Below are 20,529 nucleotides of genomic sequence, written 5' to 3'. Positions count from 1 at the left end.
TAAAAGAGATAAATTTGATAAAAACTTGACGACTAGGCAAATATCATGTATAGTTATAAATGTATATAAAAAGGGAACCATTCCATGATTAACTCCTAATCACTTATTATAAAGGGTTATCAATTTTGTTTGGTACTTTTTATAATATGTGATTTTTTTCATGGCACATGGAACACATATTAATTTTTAGAAATATTGGAGGACCCATTTTTATGAAAACTGGTACAGTAAAATGGTTTAACGCTGAAAAAGGATTCGGATTTATCGAAGTTGAAGGTGGAGACGATGTATTCGTTCACTTCAGCGCAATTCAAGAAGAAGGTTTCAAATCTCTTGAAGAAGGTCAAAGTGTAGAATTCGAAATTACAGAAGGCGACCGCGGACCACAAGCCGCTAATGTAGTTAAATTATAAGTACGAAAAGAGACTGACTTAAAGCTAGTCAGTCTCTTTTACATACTGGGCATGTCCAAAGGAGGTTTCAACGAAATGGCATTCGGTAAAAAGAACCAGGATGAAGTTGTAGAGGAAGAAACAAAAATTTGGGTATGTACATCCGAGAATTGTAATTGTTGGATGAGAGATAATTTCAGAACAGAAGAAGAAGCAATTTGTCCAATGTGTTCAAGTGAAATGAAAGAAGAGAGTAAAGTCCTTCAAGTTGTCAACAACAATAGTTTATATTATAAAGAAAAATAAAAGAGCCCTTTTAAAGGGTTCTTTTTTTCGGATCAGCAGGAAATTGTAATAGAAAGACCTATCCGATGGACATAATGGATGGTATAATTTTAATGTTATACACTTAGGTACGGGAGGATTTTAAATGTTAAATGTTACGAATGTGAGTCTTCGATTTGGAGATCAGAAATTATTTGAAGACGTTAATATAAAATTCACACCTGGTAACTGCTACGGTCTAATTGGGGCTAATGGCGCAGGTAAGTCTACTTTTTTAAAAATATTGAGTGGTGAAATTGAGCCGCAGACAGGAGACGTATCACTTAAAAATGACCAGCGTCTGGCCGTGCTTAAACAAAACCATTTCGAATATGATGAATATCAGGTTCTTCAAACGGTAATAATGGGGTATCAACGTTTATATGAAGTAATGCAGGAGAAAGACGCGATTTACATGAAGGGTGACTTTACGGAAGAAGATGGCATGCGAGCAGCAGAACTAGAAGGTGAGTTTGCCGAAATGAATGGTTGGGAAGCTGAATCAGAAGCTGCCCGACTGCTTACCGGGTTGGGGGTTACTGAAGAATTACACGATAAGAAAATGAATGAGCTGGGCGGCGCGGAAAAAGTAAAGGTACTCCTGGCACAGGCCTTATTCGGTAACCCTGATGTATTACTGCTTGATGAGCCGACAAACCACCTGGATATCAAAGCAATCCAATGGCTTGAAGATTTCTTAATTGATTTTGAAAACACGGTTATTGTCGTTTCACACGACCGTCATTTCTTAAATAACGTATGTACTCATATTGCTGACCTGGATTTTGGAAAAATTCAAGTGTATGTCGGAAACTATGATTTCTGGTATGAGTCCAGCCAGCTTGCACAAAAAATGGCTGAAGAACAAAATAAGAAAAAAGAAGAAAAAATTAAAGATCTAAAAGAGTTTATTGCGCGATTCAGTGCAAATGCTTCGAAGTCGAAGCAAGCCACCTCCCGTAAGAAGCTTTTAGATAAAATCACTCTTGATGATATACAGCCTTCCTCCCGTAAATATCCTTATATAGCTTTTAAGGCAAACCGGGAAATCGGGAATGATTTGCTAACGGTAAAAAACCTGTCTAAAACGGTGGATGGAGTAAAGGTATTAGATAACGTCAGTTTCACCATGAACAAAGATGATAAAATTGCCCTTGTAGGGAGCAATGAAGTAGCAAAAACTACTTTATTCCAAATATTAATGGGTGAGGTGGAGCCTGATGAAGGGACGTATAAATGGGGAGTAACAACCTCTCAAAGCTATTTCCCAAAAGACAACTCCGCCTATTTTGAGCGTTCTGATATCAATCTGGTCGAGTGGCTGCGCCAATATTCACCGGAAGATGAGACAGAAACCTTTCTACGCAGCTTTTTAGGAAGGATGTTATTCTCTGGCGAAGAAGCATTAAAAAAACCAGACGTCCTATCCGGCGGCGAGAAAGTAAGATGTATGCTTTCTAAAATGATGCTTTCCGGTGCAAATGTTTTGTTATTGGATGAACCGACCAACCACCTGGATTTAGAGTCCATCACGTCTTTAAACAAAGGATTGATTAACTTCAAGGGTTCCATTCTGTTTGCCTCCCACGACCATGAATTTATACAGACGATTGCGAACCGAATTATTGAAATTACATCAAACGGTGGAATTATCGATAAAGAATTGTCGTATGATGAGTATTTGCAGGATCCTGAAGTTCAAAAACAGCTTGCATCTCTACGTTAATAATATTAGAAAACAAGAGCCGGACTCTATTTAGAGCCGGCTCTTGTTTTTTTATAGAATTATTGAAAAATACCTATTGCATCGATGAATAATTTACGCAGGATACGACAAAACAAGCGATCAGCATGGGTTAATTTGTAGATAAGTAAGAAAAAAGCACCATTTTGTAAACTCACTGAAAAGTAAGCGTCACAGTTGAAAACAAACTGTTAGCAGTTTGTTCTTAATTTTTATAGAGAATCTGTTAATCTTGTAATTGTGGTTAATTCAAACACATTCAATTATCGAGGAGGACTCAACGAATGAAAAAAACAGCTTTCTCATTAGCAGCTACCGCAGCACTTACAGGTGCATTTGCAACTGGCGTAAGTGCCGACGAATATAAAGTAAACAAAGGTGATACTCTTTGGAGCATTTCAGAAGAAAAAGGAGTATCTGTTGATAAACTTAAAGAACTAAACAACCTGGACTCAGATTTAATCGTAACAGATCAGTCACTAAAAGTTTCTGACGTAGAACAACAGAAAGAAACGTACACAGTAGAATCTGGTGACACTCTTTATAAAATTGGTCAGGAATTTAACGTGACTGTGGACAACCTTAAGAACTGGAATGGATTATCTGATTCAATGATCTATCCTGGTGACGAGCTGTCTGTTAGCGGCGAGGCTTCCACTGAAGCTCCTGAAAAAGAAGAAGCTTCAGAACCAAAGGAAGATACTTCTAACGAATCAAGCCAAGAATCAACAGAAGAAGTTGAACAAACATCTGCTGAAGCTGGTACATCTGAAGACTCAAGCAGTTCAGAAGAACAATCAAACAGCTCTGAAAATGAATCAGGTGACACCAGTAACGATGTAATTAAAGAAGTTAATGTAGAAGCTACCGCTTATACAGCAGACTGCACAGGATGCAGTGGAGTAACAGCAACTGGCATTGACCTAAAAGCAAATCCTGATCAAAAGGTAATTGCGGTTGATCCAAGCGTTATTCCATTGGGTTCTAAAGTTCATGTAGAAGGTTATGGAACAGCAATTGCCGGAGATACTGGCGGTGCGATCCAAGGTAACAAGGTTGATCTTTACATGGCTGACCGTGGCGAAGCACTTGACTTCGGACGCCAAAATGTAAAAGTTCAAGTATTAAGCGAATAGAAATTAAATCAAAAGCCTGCTATTGCCCCCACAATAGCGGGCTTTTTTATTTGTTAATTATTAGACGATTGAGAGGATAATTCCGTTTCATAATAATAAAAAATTCTTTAGAATTATGTGGAATATTGCTAGAATATAAGTTTACATCAACGTAGAATGGAGGGTTTGGAATATTTAATAAAATTGCGATATTAGGTTCGGCAGGTTCCGGAAAGTCTACACTAGCTAGACAATTAGGAGCAGTGTTACAGATTGAAGTCGTACATATGGATACTTTATTTTGGAAGCCTGGTTGGTTACAGTCTACCCCGGAGGAGTTACTTGCTAAACAGGAAATTCATCTTAAAAAATCTTCCTGGATTATAGAAGGTAATTATAGTTCTGTCTGGGAGAAAAGGTTGAAAACCGCAGATACGGTTATATTTCTTGATATGAATCGTTACTTATGCATATACAGAGCGTTGAAACGATGGATGAAATATCGGGGAACAATTAGAGAGGACCTGGGACCGGGTTGTCCAGACCGAATGAACATCGAATTTTTAAGCTATATTTGGCAGTTTCCAAATCAACGGAGAGATAAAATTATAAAAAACACCTTTGATCAATGCAGGCACGCTCAAATTTTTCTGATAAAAAATAAACAAGGCACCGACAAATTAGTAAATCAAATAATCTCTCTTAATACTTAGTAGCAACTCCGAACACAAAAACCAAAACCAATCAATAAATAACCGAACAAATGTACTTATCATTAGACAAACCCATCTCTATTTATTGTAAAATAGAATAAAAGAGTGGGAGGGGTAGCCTTGTCTCATAAAAACAATCCAAAGAGATTTGCATTAAATATGAGTGCAGCGCAGTTTACCAAGTTTTATATTATGCACCTGCTTCAGGTAAGTCAACCAATGATCAGCGAACATTTCAAAAAGGAATTTCAAAAATTGACTAAAAACTGGATTCCAGCACCTTCAACCTTACTTGATACCCTGCATGAAATGACAGAAGAAGGGTTACTCTATCGAAAAGAAGATTACAAGTCACACGATAAAAAAAGACAAAAAGTATATTGGTACTACCTAACAGATGCTGGAAAAGAAGAATTTGATGTTTTAAAAAAAAGATATAAAATATTATTTGAAGAACAGCTTATGATATTAAATCAAATCATGAAGGACGTATACCGCTAATTATATTTCTCAACTCTAAGGAAGGACTGTACAATGAAATTAAGTATATTAGATCAAAGTCCAATTTCGCAAGGCGAGAGTGCTGAAGATGCATTAAATCATACGATAGAACTGGCATCATATGCTGAATCATTAGGATATCACAGGTTCTGGGTTGCTGAGCATCATAACACAAATGGATTGGCCAGCAGTTCGCCGGAGGTCTTGATCACCAGAATCGCTTCCCAAACCCGGTCAATTAGAGTGGGATCAGGCGGGGTATTGTTACCCCAGTATAGCCCTCTTAAAGTAGCTGAAAATTTTAAAGTATTAGAAGCTTTATTCCCTCAACGAATTGACCTCGGGTTAGGTCGTTCACCAGGAGGCGGAAGAAAGACGAGGGCCGCCTTAAATGATGGACATGATAAACCGCTAAGTTCATTTTCAAGACAAGTAAAAGAGTTGCAGCAATTTCTGCATGGAACTATTCCCAAAAACCATTCTTATTATGGTGTTTCAGCGAAACCTCATACGGTGACTAACCCTGAATTATGGGTGCTTGGGATTACTGAGAGAGGAGCAAGGCATGCTGCTCTTAATGGTACTGGTTTTACATTTGGTCACTTTATTAGTCCTGATGAAGCTGAAGAAGCAATCAATTCTTACCGCAAGAAATTTAAACCTTCTTATGATAAACATGTACCTGAAGTGAATGCCTGTGTATTTGTAGTCTGCGCGGATACAAGCGAAAAGGCTGAAGAGTTAGCTGCCAGTCAGGACTTATGGTTATTGCGTGTAGAGAAGGGTGTAGAGACCAGGATTCCCTCCATCAAGGAAGTGAAAAGCCTGCAGCTGAATGAGGCACAATTGAAAAAAATCAAGTATAATCGCAGAAGGTGTATAATTGGGGATCCAGAGTCAGTCTATAAAGGACTTATGGAATTAAGCGCCCGTTATGATACGGACGAGATGATCATCATTACGAATATTTTTGATTTTGAAGCGAAGAAAAAATCTTATAAGTTAATTGCAGATTATTTTAACATGAGGGAAAGTAGGTCGGAGAATGAATAAGTATATTGGAACCGTTCAGGAATTAAAACCAATCAAAAAGAAAGCAGAAGGATTTATACTAACAGACGGAAGAGATGAAGTTTTATTACCTAACGACCAATTAGAGTTTGAAATTAATCAACTTGGAGAGCCTCTTGACGTATTTATATATATGAATCGCAGTAAAGAAGTAATAGCGACCACATCTATACCTGAAGTGACTTTAAATTCTTATGGATGGGCAGAAGTAGAAGAAGTAGTCCCGAATTTAGGAGCTTTCGTTGACATAAGTCTGGATAAAGCTTTTCTCGTCTCAAAGGATAACCTTCCTTACAAAAAATCAGTCTGGCCAAAAGAAGGCGACTATTTATTTGTTAGCCTTGAGAAAGATAAGAAGGGAAGGGTGTTTGCTGAGCCTATTTCTGAAAGTGAAGTGTTGGAGGATTTAGAGAGAGCTCCTCAATCTCTGCTGCATGAAATGATTACCGCAAGAGTATACCGTTCGACCAAAGCAGGCTCTTTTCTTTTAACCGAAGAAGGATACAGGGCGTTTTTACATCCTTTCGAACGAACTAAAGAGCCCCGATTAGGTGAAACCGTTGAAGGCCGGGTAATTGATGTAAAAGAGGATGGTACCATTAACATTTCACTGCGGCCTCTCAAACAAGAAGTTATGAAAGATGATGCAGAAGTCATTTACAATTACTTACAGGAAAACGATGGGGTAATGAATATAACCGACAAAAGTTCACCAGAGGAAATTAGAGATACATTCCATATTAGTAAAGCCGCATTTAAACGAGCAATAGGAACGCTGATGAAAGAAAGAAAAGTCATTCAATCAGAGGGCAAAACGCTGATTCGTCATGATGAGCCTGATAGTTAAAACTCCGTAGTTCGACATTTACGGGGTTTTTTTCTGCGAAATTATTCCTCGTATATTTTTTTCTTCTTAAAGAAAAATAACGGAAGAGAGAAAATTGAATGAGGTGTGAATATGGCTGACGATGCGCAGGAACAAAAAGTTAGCAAATGGTGTCTTGTAAGCATGGCTTCGATCCCGCTGGTCATGACATTGGGGAATTCGATGTTAATCCCCGTGTTACCAATTTTTGAAAAGAAGGTAGGTATTTCTTCTTTTCAGTCAAGTATGATTATAACAAGTTATTCAATTGCTGCTATATTTCTTATCCCCGTTGCTGGGTATTTATCCGACCGTTACGGTAGAAAAGTTGTTATTCTCCCAAGCCTGATTCTTGCCTTTATCGGAGGGATTATTGCTGGATTTGCTTCATGGAAACTTGATAATCCTTTTACATGGATAGTAATTGGCCGTATCCTTCAGGGGATAGGGGCAGCTGGTGCAACGCCGATAATTCTCCCATTGGTTGGTGATCTTTATAAAGATGACGATAAAAAAACAAGCTCCTGTCTAGGAATTATCGAAACATCAAACACCTTTGGAAAAGTATTAAGTCCTATACTGGGGGCGGCCTTTGCTGCGTTTCTATGGTTCCTTCCGTTTTTTTCAATATCTTTTTTTAGTTTAATTTCAATTGTACTTGTTTTCTATTTTATAAAAGCGCCCAAAAAGAAAGAGGAGCCTCCTAAGTTTAAGGTTTTTATCAAGAAAACGAAACAGATTTTTTCCAAGGAAGGGAAATGGCTTTATACCGTGTTTCTTATAGGTGTATACCTGATGCTTATTTTATTCGGGGTGTTATTTTTTTTATCGGATATTTTTGAGAAAACCCATGATTTGTATGGCGTGAAAAAAGGTTTTTATTTAGCCATACCTCTTTTTGGTTTATGTATATCCTCATTTGTTACCGGAAAGTTAATCAAAGGTGAGCTCAAAGTGATGAAGATGGTACTGCTCTTCAGTTTAATTATGACTTCAGGAACAGTGGTATTTATAGGTATGGTCAGTGAAAAGCTGTTATGGCTGCTGGTTATTACAACTTTAATGGGAATAGCAATTGGTGCTATTCTACCTACGCTGGATGCCATGATTACAGAAGGAATTGAAAAAGAAGAGAGAGGAACGATAACCTCGTTTTACAGCTCTTCAAGGTTTATAGGGGTGGCATTGGGACCACCAGGTATGTCAATGGTTATGAAGAATTATTTAAACATAAGCTACTTTACAGCCGGAGGAATAGGTATAATTTTACTAGTACTCGTTCTGTTCATGATAAAAACTGATCAATCAAAAAAAGCAAAAGAAAGTATTGCGTGAGGCAAAAGGTGCTGCATCATTTAATTGATGGCACCTTTTTTATATAAAAATGATAAATCTCTTATAAAACGAGGGTGTACGGCTTTGGCATAATCAGGAAGACTGCCAAGGTTTATTCCGGCTCCTTTTTTATAACTGAGCCATACAATTTTGGTGCAGTATTGCTTACCTTCTGAATAGGCAAGAGAGGAGAAGACTTTATAATCTGCTTTAGGAAATTTATTATAGAGATTCTTTAAGTAAGATGCAGCCTTTAACCCATGTTCTGGTCGGCGTGGAGCATAAATTGTAATCGATCCAAACTTTTTACAGTAATTTTCTACTGAGTCTTGTATTAAACCGGATGGAACGGAGTGGGTAACTTTATGATTTGTGTCCAGGATACCTACATGTCCCACGTATTTTGATTCGCTTTTTCCAATAGGAGAAAAGAGTAAATCACCAGCTTCAATCTCGATTTCTGTACCTGGATATAAACCTTGATGCTGTTGAGTAATAGGAGCCAGTACTTTTTTAGGACGTGAAAGGAAAATCAAAAAACCGGCAAGCATACTTAGAAAAAAGGAGACTTTTTTCATAATAATTCATCCATTCATATATTTTTTGACTACTTTTTATAATATTTGAAAATGATCTAAAACTCAATGTACAGAGTTTGCTGAAAAAAGAATTGGATGAAAGTAAAGATTAAAATTGAAGGGCATGGATGAATCATACTATTTTTTATTTTTCTAGTTAACATAATATATATTATAGGAAGTTAAAGTTGAAATTATCGTTAGGTCTCAATTACCAAGTATACTTATGATAGTGAGACAAAATTTAAAAATACAGTAATTCTGTTGATTACCAAAAATTTAAATCTCTGGATTAAATACTCATTTCCTGGCTGCTTATATTGTTTACCTGAGACTATTTTCATCTTAATGAGACTTTTTTATAATAAGTTCGGAGTTGCTACTAAGTATTATACCAAAGTTTCCCTTCCTCTTTGTGCAAAAAAAAAGCCACAGAGTTTTTGGCTTACTCTGTGACCTTAATTTTAGATTTTCGTGAAGATCGAGATTTTGCCTTGTTTTGTTGATATGCTTCTAATGTTTCGTGGTAAAATTCCAATATCTGTTCTGAAGGCTTTTGCCAGCTGAACTTCTCTGCTTCGCTTCTTGCATTTTCACACAGTTGGTTATATAATTCTTTATCTTCTAATCGATTAATCGCTTCGATCATACTATTTGTATTTTCATTCTCAAATAGCAGTCCTGTTCGGCCGTCTTCCACCTGTTCCATGGTTGGGCCGCTTTTTGCGGCAATAACCGGTAATCCTGAAGCCATTGATTCCAGGATGACTAATCCAAGTGTCTCCGTAACAGACGGAAAAATCAGGGCATCGGATGAAGCAAAGGCTTGAGCCAGGTCGTCTCCATGCAGTAAACCTGTAAAAGTGGTTTTAGTTCCGGCAAAGGTTTTTTCCAGTGCCTCTTTTTCCGGTCCATCTCCCACAATTGCTAAGGACAAATCGTCGCGTTGATCTAATAATGGTTTGATTTTATGAATTTCCTTCTCAGGTGCCAGCCTTCCAACGAATACAATTAATTTATTGTCAGGTTCACCACTTGAAAGTCTGTTTCTCATCTCTTTGTTCTTGTGAGAGGGATGAAAATGATCAATGGCTACGCCTCGATCCCACACATGCACGTTATGAAATTTCTTTTCCTGCAATTCTCCTTGAATCGCTTTAGAAGTACACAGGTTATAATCTGCATAATTGTGAAGCTTTTTAAAATACCACCAAACTAATGGAACGAACGGGTACAAGCGATAGTATTCTAAATACTTAGGAACATGTGTGTGATAAGAAGCGATTAAAGGGTAATCCAATTTATTTGCATAGTAGACTCCTGAGACACCAACTAAAGCCGGATTCACTACATGTACAATATCCGGATCATGTTCAAGTAATAAAGATTTCACCTTTTTTTGCGGCATAGAGAATTCTCTGTACCTGTAAAAAGGCATTGTAGTTGTTTTTACCCCTTCAACAATCGCACCTTCATATTCAGTTACGCCAAAATCCGGAGCAATAACAACAACTTCATGATCTTGCTGCCTAAGATATTTAATTGCTTCTTTCAATCTTGTTACTACTCCGTCAGTAGATGGCAGAAAAGTTTCAGTGATTATGGCGATTTTCAAAGCGGAAAACTCCTTACTTCCACGTAATGGATGGCAATACGTTTTCTTTAATGATTCGATCTTTGTTTTCTACGGCAATTTTTAAGATATCACGGATCACTTCATCTGTCAGTAAGTGAGGCTCAAGCCCTAAGTCGCGAAGCTTCGTGTTCTTTGCATGATAATAGTGATCTTCGTTCTCAATTCTAGGGTTTTCAATATTTTTAACGTCTGTTTCAAAACCTTCTTCTTTAGCAATCTTCTGTACTCTATCTGCGAGGTCCTGTACTGAAAACCATTCTGTGAATTGGTTGAATACACGAAACTCCCCTCGGTCGGCTGGATTTTCTGCAGCAATTTCCACACATCGAACTGTATCTTCAATGTTTAAAAATGCTCTGGTCTGTCCTCCTGTACCATAAACGGTAATATCGTGGCCGATTGCAGCTTGATTGATGAAACGATTAAGAGCCGTTCCGAAAACGCCGTCATAATCTACACGGTTCACCAATACCGGATCTTGCTGAGTTTCTTCCGTGTGAAGTCCGTATACAATACCCTGATTTAAATCAGTGGCACGGATACCCCAAATTTTACAGGCAAACATAATGTTATGGCTGTCATGAACTTTGGATAAATGATAGAAAGACCCTGGTTGTTTAGGATAAGGAAGTGTATCTTTTCTTCCGTTATGTTCTATCTCGATATATCCTTCTTCAATATCAATATTCGGCGTGCCGTACTCTCCCATGGTTCCAAGTTTAATAAGGTGACACTCAGGCGCGAATTCCTTGATAGCATAGAGAACATTTAAATTACCAATTACATTATTCGTCTGCGTGTAAGCCGCATGTTCACGATCGATCATCGAGTAAGGGGCTGAACGCTGCTCAGCGAAGTGTACGAAAGCTTCAGGTTCAGTTTGACGAAAAACTTCGCTTAAAAAATCATAGTGATTTAAATCACCGATAAACGTACGGATTTCTTTACCCGTTATTTCTTTCCATTTAGCCACTCGCTCTTCTAAAGATGCGATTGGAGTTACTGAATTGGAATGCAATTCTTCATCTATTTTTCTTCTTGCCAGGTTATCTACGATAGTTACTTCATGCCCTTGTTTAGATAGATATAATGCGGTCGGCCATCCGCAGAAACCGTCTCCCCCTGCTACTATAATTCTCATAATCTACCTCCTAGTTACGATCAACAATTTCATTTCCATTTTAGAATAACATTCTTTGTTTGTATGCAGGTAATGATAACTTTTAGAAAATTTTTCTCTATCATCACGCTTCCTACGATGTTGACTTTACCATTATAAAAATAGAAACACAATTATTTTTTGCCGTTACTCTTCCTCTATATACCCCAATTTGTATATAAATTATTCACGTTTTCGAAATTTCCACCATTCCTTCGAAGATTGAATGTTCATTCATTTCTTATAATCAGTTATACTGAACTTATAAGTATAATTAATTACAGAAAGATGTAAGGAGGATATAATGATGAGCGAATTCGAAGCAGCATGGATACCTGATGAGGAATCAATGAAAAACACACGATTATACCAATGGATGAAATCTTTAGGGTTTGATCATTATGATGAATTCCATCGACAGTCTATTCAGGATATTGAATGGCTGTGGGAACAGGCAGTCTCCGTCCTTGGTGTAGAATGGTACAAAGAGTATGATCAAGTTCTCGACCTTTCAAAAGGGATCCAGTATCCTGAGTGGTTTACAGGCGGCGAGATCAATGTAGCCCATAACGCTTTAGATAAATGGGCAGATGATCCTACTACCCAGCACAAAACCGCGTTATACTGGGAAGGTGATAATGAAGAAAGAGTTTCCTTATCCTATAAAGAACTACAGCAGGAAGTAGATGCATTCGCCCACGGGCTGGAACAATTAGGTATCGAACAAGGTGACATTATCACACTTTACATGCCGATGATTAAGGAAACACTGATTGCTATGCTTGCCGTTTCGAAAATCGGGGCAATTATCTGTCCGATATTTTCAGGGTATAAAGCGGATGCTATCGCCACCCGTGTAAGCGCTTCCGGATCGAGGGTGCTAATTACGGCCGACGGATTTTACCGTAGAGGAAAAACGGTAAAAATGAAACAAGAAGCAGATGAAGCTGCTAAACAATGCAGAAATCTTGAACACATTGTCGTCGTCCGGCGTACAAGTGAGGAAATACCTTGGAACAAAGAAAAGGATATTAGTTATCATTCTCTTCTTAAGGAAAATAAGCCATATTCACCTAAAGCAATGAAAGCAAATGATGAATTTATGTTAATTTATACTTCAGGCACGACGGGTAAACCTAAAGGTGTCCTTCATACCCATTCCGGTTTTCCAATTAAAGCTGCATTTGACGCTGGTATTGGTATGGACCTCAAGAAGGAAGATACGATTTTTTGGTACACCGATATGGGGTGGATGATGGGTCCTTTTCTCGTATACGGAGGACTGCTTAATGGAGCATCCATCGTAATGTTCGAAGGAACTCCTGATTATAAAACACCTGATCGTCTTTGGAAAATGGTCGATTACTATAATGTTACTCATTTAGGGATCTCCCCTACCTTAATCCGCTCCATGATGAAGCACGGCACAGACTGGATTAATAACCATGACCTCTCTTCCCTCCAGTTAATTGCATCAACTGGAGAACCTTGGAACCCTGAACCGTGGAAATGGCTGTTTAAACATGTAGGCCGATCTAAAGTTCCAATTTTTAATTACTCCGGCGGTACTGAGATCTCCGGAGGTATATTAGGAAATGTACTCGTTCGTCCGATTCAACCTGTCACATTCAATGCTCCTTTGCCTGGCATGGATATAGATGTATACGATGAGAATGGCTGTTCCTTAGCTGACGAGGTTGGAGAACTTGTATTAAAACAGCCCTGGGTCGGTATGACGAAAGGGTTCTTAAACGATGATCAGCGATACCGTGATACTTATTGGAACCGTTACGAGGATATCTGGGTGCATGGAGACTGGGTTGCTGTTGATCAAGATGGTTATTATACCATCACCGGAAGATCAGACGACGTCCTAAACGTAGCCGGAAAACGTCTGGGTCCTGCCGAAGTCGAATCCGTGCTGGTAGGCCATGAAGCCGTAACGGAAGCAGGAGTAATCGGTGTACCTCACGACGTCAAAGGAGAGGAGCCTGTTTCCTTCGTTGTTTTAAATCATGATGTTGAGCCGACAGAAGCTTTAATGGTTGAATTAAAAGAGTATTTAATCTATAAACTTGGAAAAGCATTAGCTCCCCGGAAAGTGTTTGCTGTTTCTGATTTACCGAAGACAAGAAATGCAAAAGTGATGAGAAGAGCCATAAAAGCAGCTTATTTAAATCAACCCGCCGGCGACTTAAGCGCTCTTGAGAATTCCTATACTTTGAAGGAAATTCAAAATATCGGCACTACCCAGCTTTCCAAAAAATAAATCAAATAAAAATGCCACCGACTATATGGACATTCAGCTTGTAGAGAAGCCCCGTTTTTTCTACAAGCTTTTTTGGTGTGCTCGTGCGGGCGAATACAATTCGCTTCCGCTGACGAACGCCCGGGCCTCTCTTAAACCCCCACTGCGGGGCAGACAGATCCATCGTAGTCTTCCTCATCCTTGTGCAGTGCAGATAATCCTTTTCTTGTCTGATCACGAAGCTCTGGGCACACAAATAAAGCTGTCGAGAAAGTTCTCGACAGCCTGAATGCCACCCGGCCAGGCGACATTTTTATAAATTAAGACAGATCCATCAGTATAACTTTCTTGTTATTATACAGGATATACTCCGTGCTTTCTGTCTGTAAAAGTCACATTTTTTGTTTGATAAGCTTCAAATCGATTCATTAAATCAGCTCTAAGGTGATCAGGCTGCACGATATCATCTATTACCATTTCTGAAGCTAATCGGTATAAATCAATGTTTTCTTTGTATTCTTCCTGTTTCTCTTTTATAAATGCAGGGCGGTCGGCTTCCTCCAGTGCAGCAATCTTATTAGCATACACTGCGTTAACTGCTGCTTCAGGTCCCATAACTGCAATCTGCGCAGTCGGAAGTGCAATACAGGCATCAGGTTCAAACGCAGGGCCAGCCATGGCGTAAAGTCCCGCTCCATATGCTTTGCGCACAATAACAGAAATTTTAGGTACTGTAGCCTCACTCATGGCAGAAAGCATTTTTGCTCCGTGCCGGATGATCCCAGCGCGTTCTACCCTAGTACCAATCATAAAACCCGGGATATCAACTAAGAAGAGCAGCGGTATATTAAACGCATCGCAAAGCTGCATGAACTTCGCTGATTTATCTGCTGAATCAGGAAATAACACCCCGCCTTTTGCACGCGGCTGATTGGCGATTATCCCTATCGTACGACCATCCATCCTTGCCAGCCCCGTAATTATTTCAGGAGCAAATTTCTTTTTAATTTCACAGAAGGATTGCTCGTCAATAATACGTTCTATCAATTGATACATATCAAAAGGGGCATTTTGGTTGGTTGGAATAAGATCGGAAATACTTTTTTCAAATGACGCTGGATCAATCGTTTCTACGCGTTTAGGTGCAGTTCTAAAGTTCGTTGGGAAATAGCTTAAATAGCGTCTTGCATAATGAATGGCTTCTTCTTCATCCGCAGCTAAAACATCTCCGCAGCCTGAGATGGAACAATGCATTTCAGCTCCGCCCATTTCTTCCAAACTTACTTTTTCTCCTATAACCTTCTCCGCCATTCTTGGGGATCCTAAGTACATAGAGGCATTTCCGTCCACCATCACTACAATGTCACAAAACGCCGGGATATAAGCTCCACCTGCCGCAGAAGGGCCGAATAAAAGACAAACTTGCGGCACCCTGCCTGAAAGCTTAATTTGATTATGAAAAATTCGTCCTGCCCCTCTTCGATTGGGGAACATTTCGACTTGGTCTGTAATCCGGGCACCTGCCGAATCAACTAAATACAGCATAGGAATTTCCAGCTTCATGGCTGTCTCTTGTATTCTTATAATTTTTTCAACCGTACGTGCCCCCCATGATCCCGCTTTAACCGTTGAATCATTTGCCATCACACATACTTGCTCTCCGTTAATCTTTCCGATCCCTGTGATTACGCCATCAGCAGGTAATGAACCATCCATACAATTGGCAAAAAAAGCATCTTCAATATTTAAGTCATCGTCAAACAATCGCTGCAGACGTTCGCGTACGAACATTTTCCCCTTGCTGCGATTGCTTTCGTGATATTTATCGAGTCCGCCTGAGGCTACTTTTTCCTTCATTGATTGCAACGTATCGTTCATCGATAATACCCCCTTCTCTATTTCCCTTTAAATTCCGGCTTGCGTTTTTCCTTAAAAGCCTGTATCCCTTCTATTCGATCGCTTGTAGGGATAGTGTGCTTATAGCATTGTCTTTCAAACTCAAGACCTGTCCTGAGGTCGACCTCACACCCATGGTTAATCGCAGTCTTTGCCATTTTTAATGCTTCAGGACCGTTCTTACTTATTGTCCGGGCCATATGGAGAGTCTGCTCTGCTAATTCTTCGGTGGTGAAAATTGATTCGACAAGATGGATGGCAAAGGCCTCCTGAGCAGTCACCGGCTTTGCTGTGAATATCATTTCTTTAGCTTTCCCGGGGCCGATTAATCGAGGCAGACGCTGGGTCCCTCCTGCTCCAGGAATAATGGCCAGAGAAGTTTCCGTTAAACCGCATTTAGCGTCTTTACTCATCGTGCGAATATCACAAGCAAGTGCCAATTCAAGCCCTCCGCCGTAAGCTGCACCATTTATCATAGCTATCGTTGGGATAGATAATTGTTCAATTTTGCTGATCGTATCTCCAATTTTCTTCACCGTACGAACAACTTCCTCGTCTGTCATTCCCGATCTTTCTTTTAAATCCGCGCCTGCGCAAAAAGCTTTGGAACCGCTTCCGGTTATAACAAGTACTCTTATGTTGGATTCATCAATCTCATCCAGCCGCTGCGCCAGTTGGTTTAATACATTATGAGATAAGCTGTTGGCTGCATCACTTCTATTTATAGTAAGCCAGCCAATATGAGATTCAATAACCTCCAGTTCTACCAAAACCATAATCAGGCCTCCTCCTGCATCGTGCGGTTTAGTACTTGCATCTGATGACTTGTGAGCTCTTTGTTTAATGCATCCTGAATATAAACAGCTGCCTCAGTTAGTTTAGTTTCATCAATCCCGGTCTTAATCCCCATTTTGTGAAGCATATGAACTAAATCGTCTGTAGCCAGATTTCCGGATGCTCCTTTTGCGTAAGGGCACCCCCCTAGTCCGCCTAAGGCGCTGTCATAAATCACTATGCCATGCTGAAGGGCAACCAGCACATTTGCCAGTGCCATACCGTTTGTATTATGGAAATGCATGGCAATCTGATTAAAGTTAAGTACTCCCTTTATTTCCTTTAGAAAATGGTCAACTTGCAGAGGATCAGCTGCACCAATGGTATCTCCAAGCGATAGGTCATCCGCTCCCATATTTAAAAGATGCTGAGACACCTCAATAACTTTGGGAATTGGGACCTCTCCATCATAAGGACACCCAAACACCGTTGATACGTAACCTCTTACTCGTTTGTTATGCAGCTTTGCCTCTTTGATAACTTTTTCTAATATTGGATATGTTTCTTCAATCGATTTATTAATGTTCCGCAGGTTATGAGCTTCACTGGCAGACATAAATACAGCCACTTCATCAACATTGGCTTCTAGCGCAACATTAAGCCCTTTATAGTTGGGAACCAGGGCTGAATAGCCTACCCCAGGTTCCCGCCTTATTTGCTGCATCACTTCTTTTGCGTCCTTCAGTTGAGGAATCCATTTTGGGTGGACGAAAGAGCTGGCCTCAATTGATGTAAATCCTGCTTTAGATAAAAGATCGATCCATTCTACTTTGATTTCCGTAGGAATCTGTTCCGGTTCATTCTGCAGACCGTCTCGCGGGCCCACCTCTTTAATGGTTACGAATTTGGGCAGAGCTTTCATGCTTACACTCCTTATCACTCGATGATGGCAATAACGTCCCCTTCATTCACAAAATCACCTTCAGCTACTTTTAATTCTTTCACCAATCCTTCAGCTTCCGCAGGGATTGGAATTTCCATTTTCATAGATTCTAAAATCACAATGTCGTCACCTGAAGCCACCTGCTCCCCTGCCTGGGCGACGACTTTCCATACGCTTCCTGCCATTGAGGCTTTAATTTCAGTCATTTGTCTTCCTCCTTATTGTTGTGAGATCGCTGGTAAATAGTAATCTTGAATAAATGATGTAGTAGTATTTCCTTTAAGAAATTGATCATTGGTCACAATCCGCTTCAGCATCATTATATTGCTTTTAATCCCTTCAATTTCATAGTGATGAAGCGCGGTGGTCAGCTGTTCTATGGCAGCCTCTCTAGACGGTGCATGAACAACTAACTTAGCAATCATGGGATCATAATAGGGAGAAACGATAGACGTCCCATCAACGGCCAGTTCATGACGAATTCCATCTCCATGAGGAAGAGAGAGTCTTGACAGCTGACCTGGAGAAGGATAGAACGTATTCGAATCCTCAGCATAAATTCTTGCTTCTATGGCATGCCCTTCAATGATGAGATCCTTCTGTTTAAAGGATAAAACTTCTCCCGCTGCCACCCGCAGCTGCTGCTCTACGAGATCAATGCCTGTGATTTCTTCGGTTATGGGATGTTCGACTTGAAGACGCGTATTCATTTCAAGAAAATAATAATTTTCCTTTTCATCTACTAAGAATTCAATCGTACCTGCATTGGTATAGCCAAGAGTACGTACAGCTTGAAGCGCACTTTCGCCCATCTTCTGCCGGGTTTTTTCAGACAGAAAAGGAGAAGGAGCTTCTTCAATAACCTTTTGATGTCTGCGCTGTATCGAGCATTCTCTTTCAAACAGATGCAGGGCATGCCCATGATGATCAGCCAGAACTTGTATTTCAATGTGCCGGGGATTTACAATCTGCTTTTCAATGAACATTTTTCCATCGCCAAAAAAGGTTTTTGCACGCTTCTGGTTCCCCTCAAATGCCTTGGTTAATTCATCGCTTGAGGAAACAGCCTGCATTCCAATTCCCCCACCGCCGGCAGCAGCTTTCACCATTACCGGGTAACCCATTTCTTCTGCTATTTCGATTGCTTCTTCCACATTTTCCACTGCCTTCATTGTTCCCGGGACTACAGGAACACCTGCTTGCTTCATCACATTCCGTGCCGCTATTTTATCGCCCATTTTTGCAATTACTTCAGATGAGGGACCCACAAACGTAAGCCCTTCTTCTTTTACGCGCTTTGCAAATCCCGCGTTTTCACTGAGCAGGCCGTAACCCGGATGGATCGCTTCTGCTCCCGAGTCTTTAGCCGCTTTTACTACTTTATCGATATTTAAATAAGATTCATTCACACGCGGTTTGCCGATCAGATAGCTTTCATCAGCCTCCCTGACATAAGGGGCATCCTGGTCAGCTTCAGAGTATACGGCTGCGGTCGTGATGCCTAATCGTTTACACGTACGAATAATACGGGCTGCAATCTCTCCTCTATTAGCAATTAACACTTTAGAAAACATTACGAACCTCCTTGTTCATTCATACTCAGGGTTTCAAGGGCCGCTTCTTTAAGTTTATATTTCTGGATCTTTCCACTTGCCGTCATCGGATACTCGTCTGTAAACCGGATATAGCGGGGAATTTTATGTTTTGAGATTCTGCCTTCACAGAAGCTTCGAATATCTTCTTGATCGGGCTGTTTTCCTTCTTTAGGAATCACATAAGCCATTATTTCTTCCCCGTATTTGGCATCAGGAACTCCAATTACCTGGACATCGAGCACATCTGGATGCTGATATAGGAATTCTTCAATCTCCCGTGGATAGACATTCTCCCCGCCTCTAATAATCATATCTTTCATGCGCCCGGTAATTTCTACATAGCCATTCTCATCCATCACTGCAATATCCCCTGTATGAAGCCATTGGTTTTCATCAATGGCCGCCTCTGTCGCTTCTTTATTTTTATAATAGCCTTTCATGACAAGATAACCCCGGGTACAGAGTTCACCGGGAATCCCGGGTTCACTCTCTTCTTGTGTTGCCGGATCAATCACCTTAACTTCTACATGAGGGTGAGCTTTTCCTACAGAGCGCACACGAAGTTCTATGGGATCATCAGTTCTTGTCTGAGTGATAACAGGGGAAGATTCCGTTTGTCCGTATGCAATCGTAATTTCATCGGCTCCCATTTTATCCATAACGTCCTTCATAACTTCCATTGGACAAGTAGACCCTGCCATAATCCCGGTTCTTAGTGTCGTTGGCTTGTATTTCATAAAGCTAGGGTGATTAAGCTCAGCGATAAACATCGTTGGTACGCCGTGGAGTCCTGTGCAGGCTTCTTCATTTACCGCTTTAAGCACCGCTTCAGGATCAAACTGCTCGAGAATAATCATCGTGGTGCCTTTTGAAACGGCTGCCATTGTGCCTAAAACACACCCAAAACAATGGAAAAACGGTACAGGGATACACAAGCGGTCTTCATATGTTAACCGCATACAGTCAGCCACCTGGTTGCCATTATTAACTATGTTGTAATGGCTCAGCATGACGCCTTTTGGAAATCCTGTTGTACCGGAGGTGTACTGCATATTTATGACATCATCAAAGTGCAGAGAAGAGTGACGCTCCTCCAACATTTCATCGCTGACGGATTGTCCTGCGCGGAGGACGTCTTGCCATGTGTAACAGCCCGGATATTCTTTATCACTTAAAACGATAATGTTCTTTAACTGAGGAAGCTTTTCACTTTGTAATTCACCCTTCATCGATTGATCAAGCTCTGGACAAATTTCCTTTAAGATATCAATGTAGGAAACCCCTCTGAATTCTTCTGCTAAAATCAGTGTCGAAGCGTCAGACTGTTTTAATAAATACTCCAGTTCCTGTGCCCGGTAATTTGTATTCACAGTAACGAGCACTGCCCCCATTTTTCCGGTGGCAAACTGCGCCGTCAGCCATTCGGGTTTATTATCGGCCCAAATAGCCATATGATCCCCTTTCTCAATTCCTAAAGCCATAAATCCTTTTGCTGCTTCATTGGTCATTTCATTAAATTCTTTATATGTTTTTCTTAAGTTATGCTCCGGGTAAACCATCGCTTCATGGCCGGGATACAGTTCTGCCTGTTTCTCTAACAGTTCTCCTACCGTCATTTTTAATAAAGACATCGTAAACCT

Annotated in this window: 20 protein-coding genes; 10 read left to right on the top strand and 10 right to left on the bottom strand. The window is 40.1% G+C overall.

The features are described from left to right. Window positions 1-212 precede the first annotated feature (212 nt). The 9 genes from C1A12_RS11500 (at window position 213) to C1A12_RS11460 (ending at window position 8,060) form a co-directional block, all read left to right on the top strand. Window positions 213-413, top strand: a complete 201-nt coding sequence (locus C1A12_RS11500) for a cold-shock protein (protein WP_101844019.1) — start codon at window positions 213-215, stop codon at window positions 411-413. 75 nt (window positions 414-488) lie between these two features. Then, entirely contained in the window at window positions 489-698 is a 210-nt protein-coding gene (locus C1A12_RS11495; RefSeq protein ID WP_101844018.1) for a cold-shock protein, read from the top strand. A 124-nt stretch (window positions 699-822) separates the two neighbouring features. Then, window positions 823-2,442, top strand: a complete 1,620-nt coding sequence (locus C1A12_RS11490; RefSeq protein WP_101844017.1) for an ABC-F family ATP-binding cassette domain-containing protein — start codon at window positions 823-825, stop codon at window positions 2,440-2,442. A gap of 302 nt (window positions 2,443-2,744) precedes the next feature. Beyond that, window positions 2,745-3,596 (top strand): LysM peptidoglycan-binding and 3D domain-containing protein, encoded by an 852-nt coding sequence (locus C1A12_RS11485; RefSeq protein ID WP_101844016.1) that lies wholly within the window; start codon window positions 2,745-2,747, stop codon window positions 3,594-3,596. 242 nt (window positions 3,597-3,838) lie between these two features. Beyond that, window positions 3,839-4,288: a topology modulation protein gene (locus C1A12_RS11480; RefSeq protein WP_200816586.1), complete on the top strand. Its 450-nt coding sequence runs from the start codon at window positions 3,839-3,841 to the stop codon at window positions 4,286-4,288. A gap of 120 nt (window positions 4,289-4,408) precedes the next feature. After that, window positions 4,409-4,789 carry a PadR family transcriptional regulator gene (locus C1A12_RS11475; protein WP_101844015.1) on the top strand — a complete coding sequence of 127 codons (381 nt, stop codon included), beginning with the start codon at window positions 4,409-4,411 and terminating at the stop codon, window positions 4,787-4,789. 33 nt (window positions 4,790-4,822) lie between these two features. After that, window positions 4,823-5,842: an LLM class flavin-dependent oxidoreductase gene (locus C1A12_RS11470; protein WP_101844014.1), complete on the top strand. Its 1,020-nt coding sequence runs from the start codon at window positions 4,823-4,825 to the stop codon at window positions 5,840-5,842. Further along, complete coding sequence (locus tag C1A12_RS11465) at window positions 5,835-6,707, top strand: S1 RNA-binding domain-containing protein (protein WP_101844013.1); 873 nt, start codon at window positions 5,835-5,837, stop codon at window positions 6,705-6,707. Before C1A12_RS11470 ends, C1A12_RS11465 begins: the two co-directional genes overlap by 8 nt. Window positions 6,708-6,818: 111 nt before the next feature. Continuing rightward, on the top strand, window positions 6,819-8,060 hold the full coding sequence (locus C1A12_RS11460; protein ID WP_235001588.1) for an MFS transporter: 1,242 nt from the start codon (window positions 6,819-6,821) through the stop codon (window positions 8,058-8,060). A 20-nt stretch (window positions 8,061-8,080) separates the two neighbouring features. On the opposite strand, the gene C1A12_RS11455 is transcribed toward C1A12_RS11460, so the two are convergent. The 3 genes from C1A12_RS11455 to C1A12_RS11445 form a co-directional block, all read right to left on the bottom strand. Beyond that, the gene (locus C1A12_RS11455; protein WP_101844012.1) at window positions 8,081-8,638 is read right to left on the bottom strand and encodes a hypothetical protein; all 558 of its coding nucleotides are present in this window, start codon (window positions 8,636-8,638) and stop codon (window positions 8,081-8,083) included. Window positions 8,639-9,083: 445 nt separating this feature from the next. After that, complete coding sequence (locus C1A12_RS11450) at window positions 9,084-10,253, bottom strand: glycosyltransferase family 1 protein (protein ID WP_101844011.1); 1,170 nt, start codon at window positions 10,251-10,253, stop codon at window positions 9,084-9,086. 13 nt (window positions 10,254-10,266) lie between these two features. Then, window positions 10,267-11,415, bottom strand: a complete 1,149-nt coding sequence (locus tag C1A12_RS11445) for an NAD-dependent epimerase/dehydratase family protein (protein ID WP_101844010.1) — start codon at window positions 11,413-11,415, stop codon at window positions 10,267-10,269. A gap of 325 nt (window positions 11,416-11,740) precedes the next feature. Here C1A12_RS11445 and C1A12_RS11440 point away from each other — a divergent pair, with 325 nt between their 5' ends. After that, on the top strand, window positions 11,741-13,702 hold the full coding sequence (locus C1A12_RS11440) for an AMP-binding protein (RefSeq protein WP_101844009.1): 1,962 nt from the start codon (window positions 11,741-11,743) through the stop codon (window positions 13,700-13,702). A 1-nt stretch (window position 13,703) separates the two neighbouring features. Here C1A12_RS11440 and C1A12_RS21105 read toward each other — a convergent pair whose 3' ends face one another. From C1A12_RS21105 to C1A12_RS11410, 7 genes are all read right to left on the bottom strand, one after another. Then, entirely contained in the window at window positions 13,704-13,865 is a 162-nt protein-coding gene (locus C1A12_RS21105; RefSeq protein ID WP_159462186.1) for a hypothetical protein, read from the bottom strand. 170 nt (window positions 13,866-14,035) lie between these two features. Next, complete coding sequence (locus tag C1A12_RS11435) at window positions 14,036-15,559, bottom strand: acyl-CoA carboxylase subunit beta (protein ID WP_101844008.1); 1,524 nt, start codon at window positions 15,557-15,559, stop codon at window positions 14,036-14,038. 17 nt (window positions 15,560-15,576) lie between these two features. Beyond that, window positions 15,577-16,356, bottom strand: a complete 780-nt coding sequence (locus C1A12_RS11430; RefSeq protein WP_373420467.1) for an enoyl-CoA hydratase-related protein — start codon at window positions 16,354-16,356, stop codon at window positions 15,577-15,579. Beyond that, entirely contained in the window at window positions 16,356-17,273 is a 918-nt protein-coding gene (locus tag C1A12_RS11425) for a hydroxymethylglutaryl-CoA lyase (RefSeq protein WP_101844006.1), read from the bottom strand. Before C1A12_RS11425 ends, C1A12_RS11430 begins: the two co-directional genes overlap by 1 nt. A 14-nt stretch (window positions 17,274-17,287) precedes the next feature. Next, complete coding sequence (locus C1A12_RS11420; RefSeq protein WP_101844005.1) at window positions 17,288-17,500, bottom strand: acetyl-CoA carboxylase biotin carboxyl carrier protein subunit; 213 nt, start codon at window positions 17,498-17,500, stop codon at window positions 17,288-17,290. Between the two features lie 12 nt (window positions 17,501-17,512). Continuing rightward, entirely contained in the window at window positions 17,513-18,868 is a 1,356-nt protein-coding gene (locus C1A12_RS11415) for an acetyl-CoA carboxylase biotin carboxylase subunit (RefSeq protein ID WP_101844004.1), read from the bottom strand. Continuing rightward, the gene (locus tag C1A12_RS11410) at window positions 18,868-20,520 is read right to left on the bottom strand and encodes an AMP-binding protein (protein WP_101844003.1); all 1,653 of its coding nucleotides are present in this window, start codon (window positions 20,518-20,520) and stop codon (window positions 18,868-18,870) included. Before C1A12_RS11410 ends, C1A12_RS11415 begins: the two co-directional genes overlap by 1 nt. Between the last annotated feature and the right edge of the window lie 9 nt (window positions 20,521-20,529).

Source organism: Halobacillus sp. Marseille-P3879 (genome assembly GCF_900240285.1).
Lineage (GTDB): Bacteria > Bacillota > Bacilli > Bacillales > Halobacillaceae > Halobacillus_A.
The sequence above is the reverse complement of the archived record's forward strand: the minus strand, read 5'-3'. Positions and strand labels throughout refer to the sequence as shown.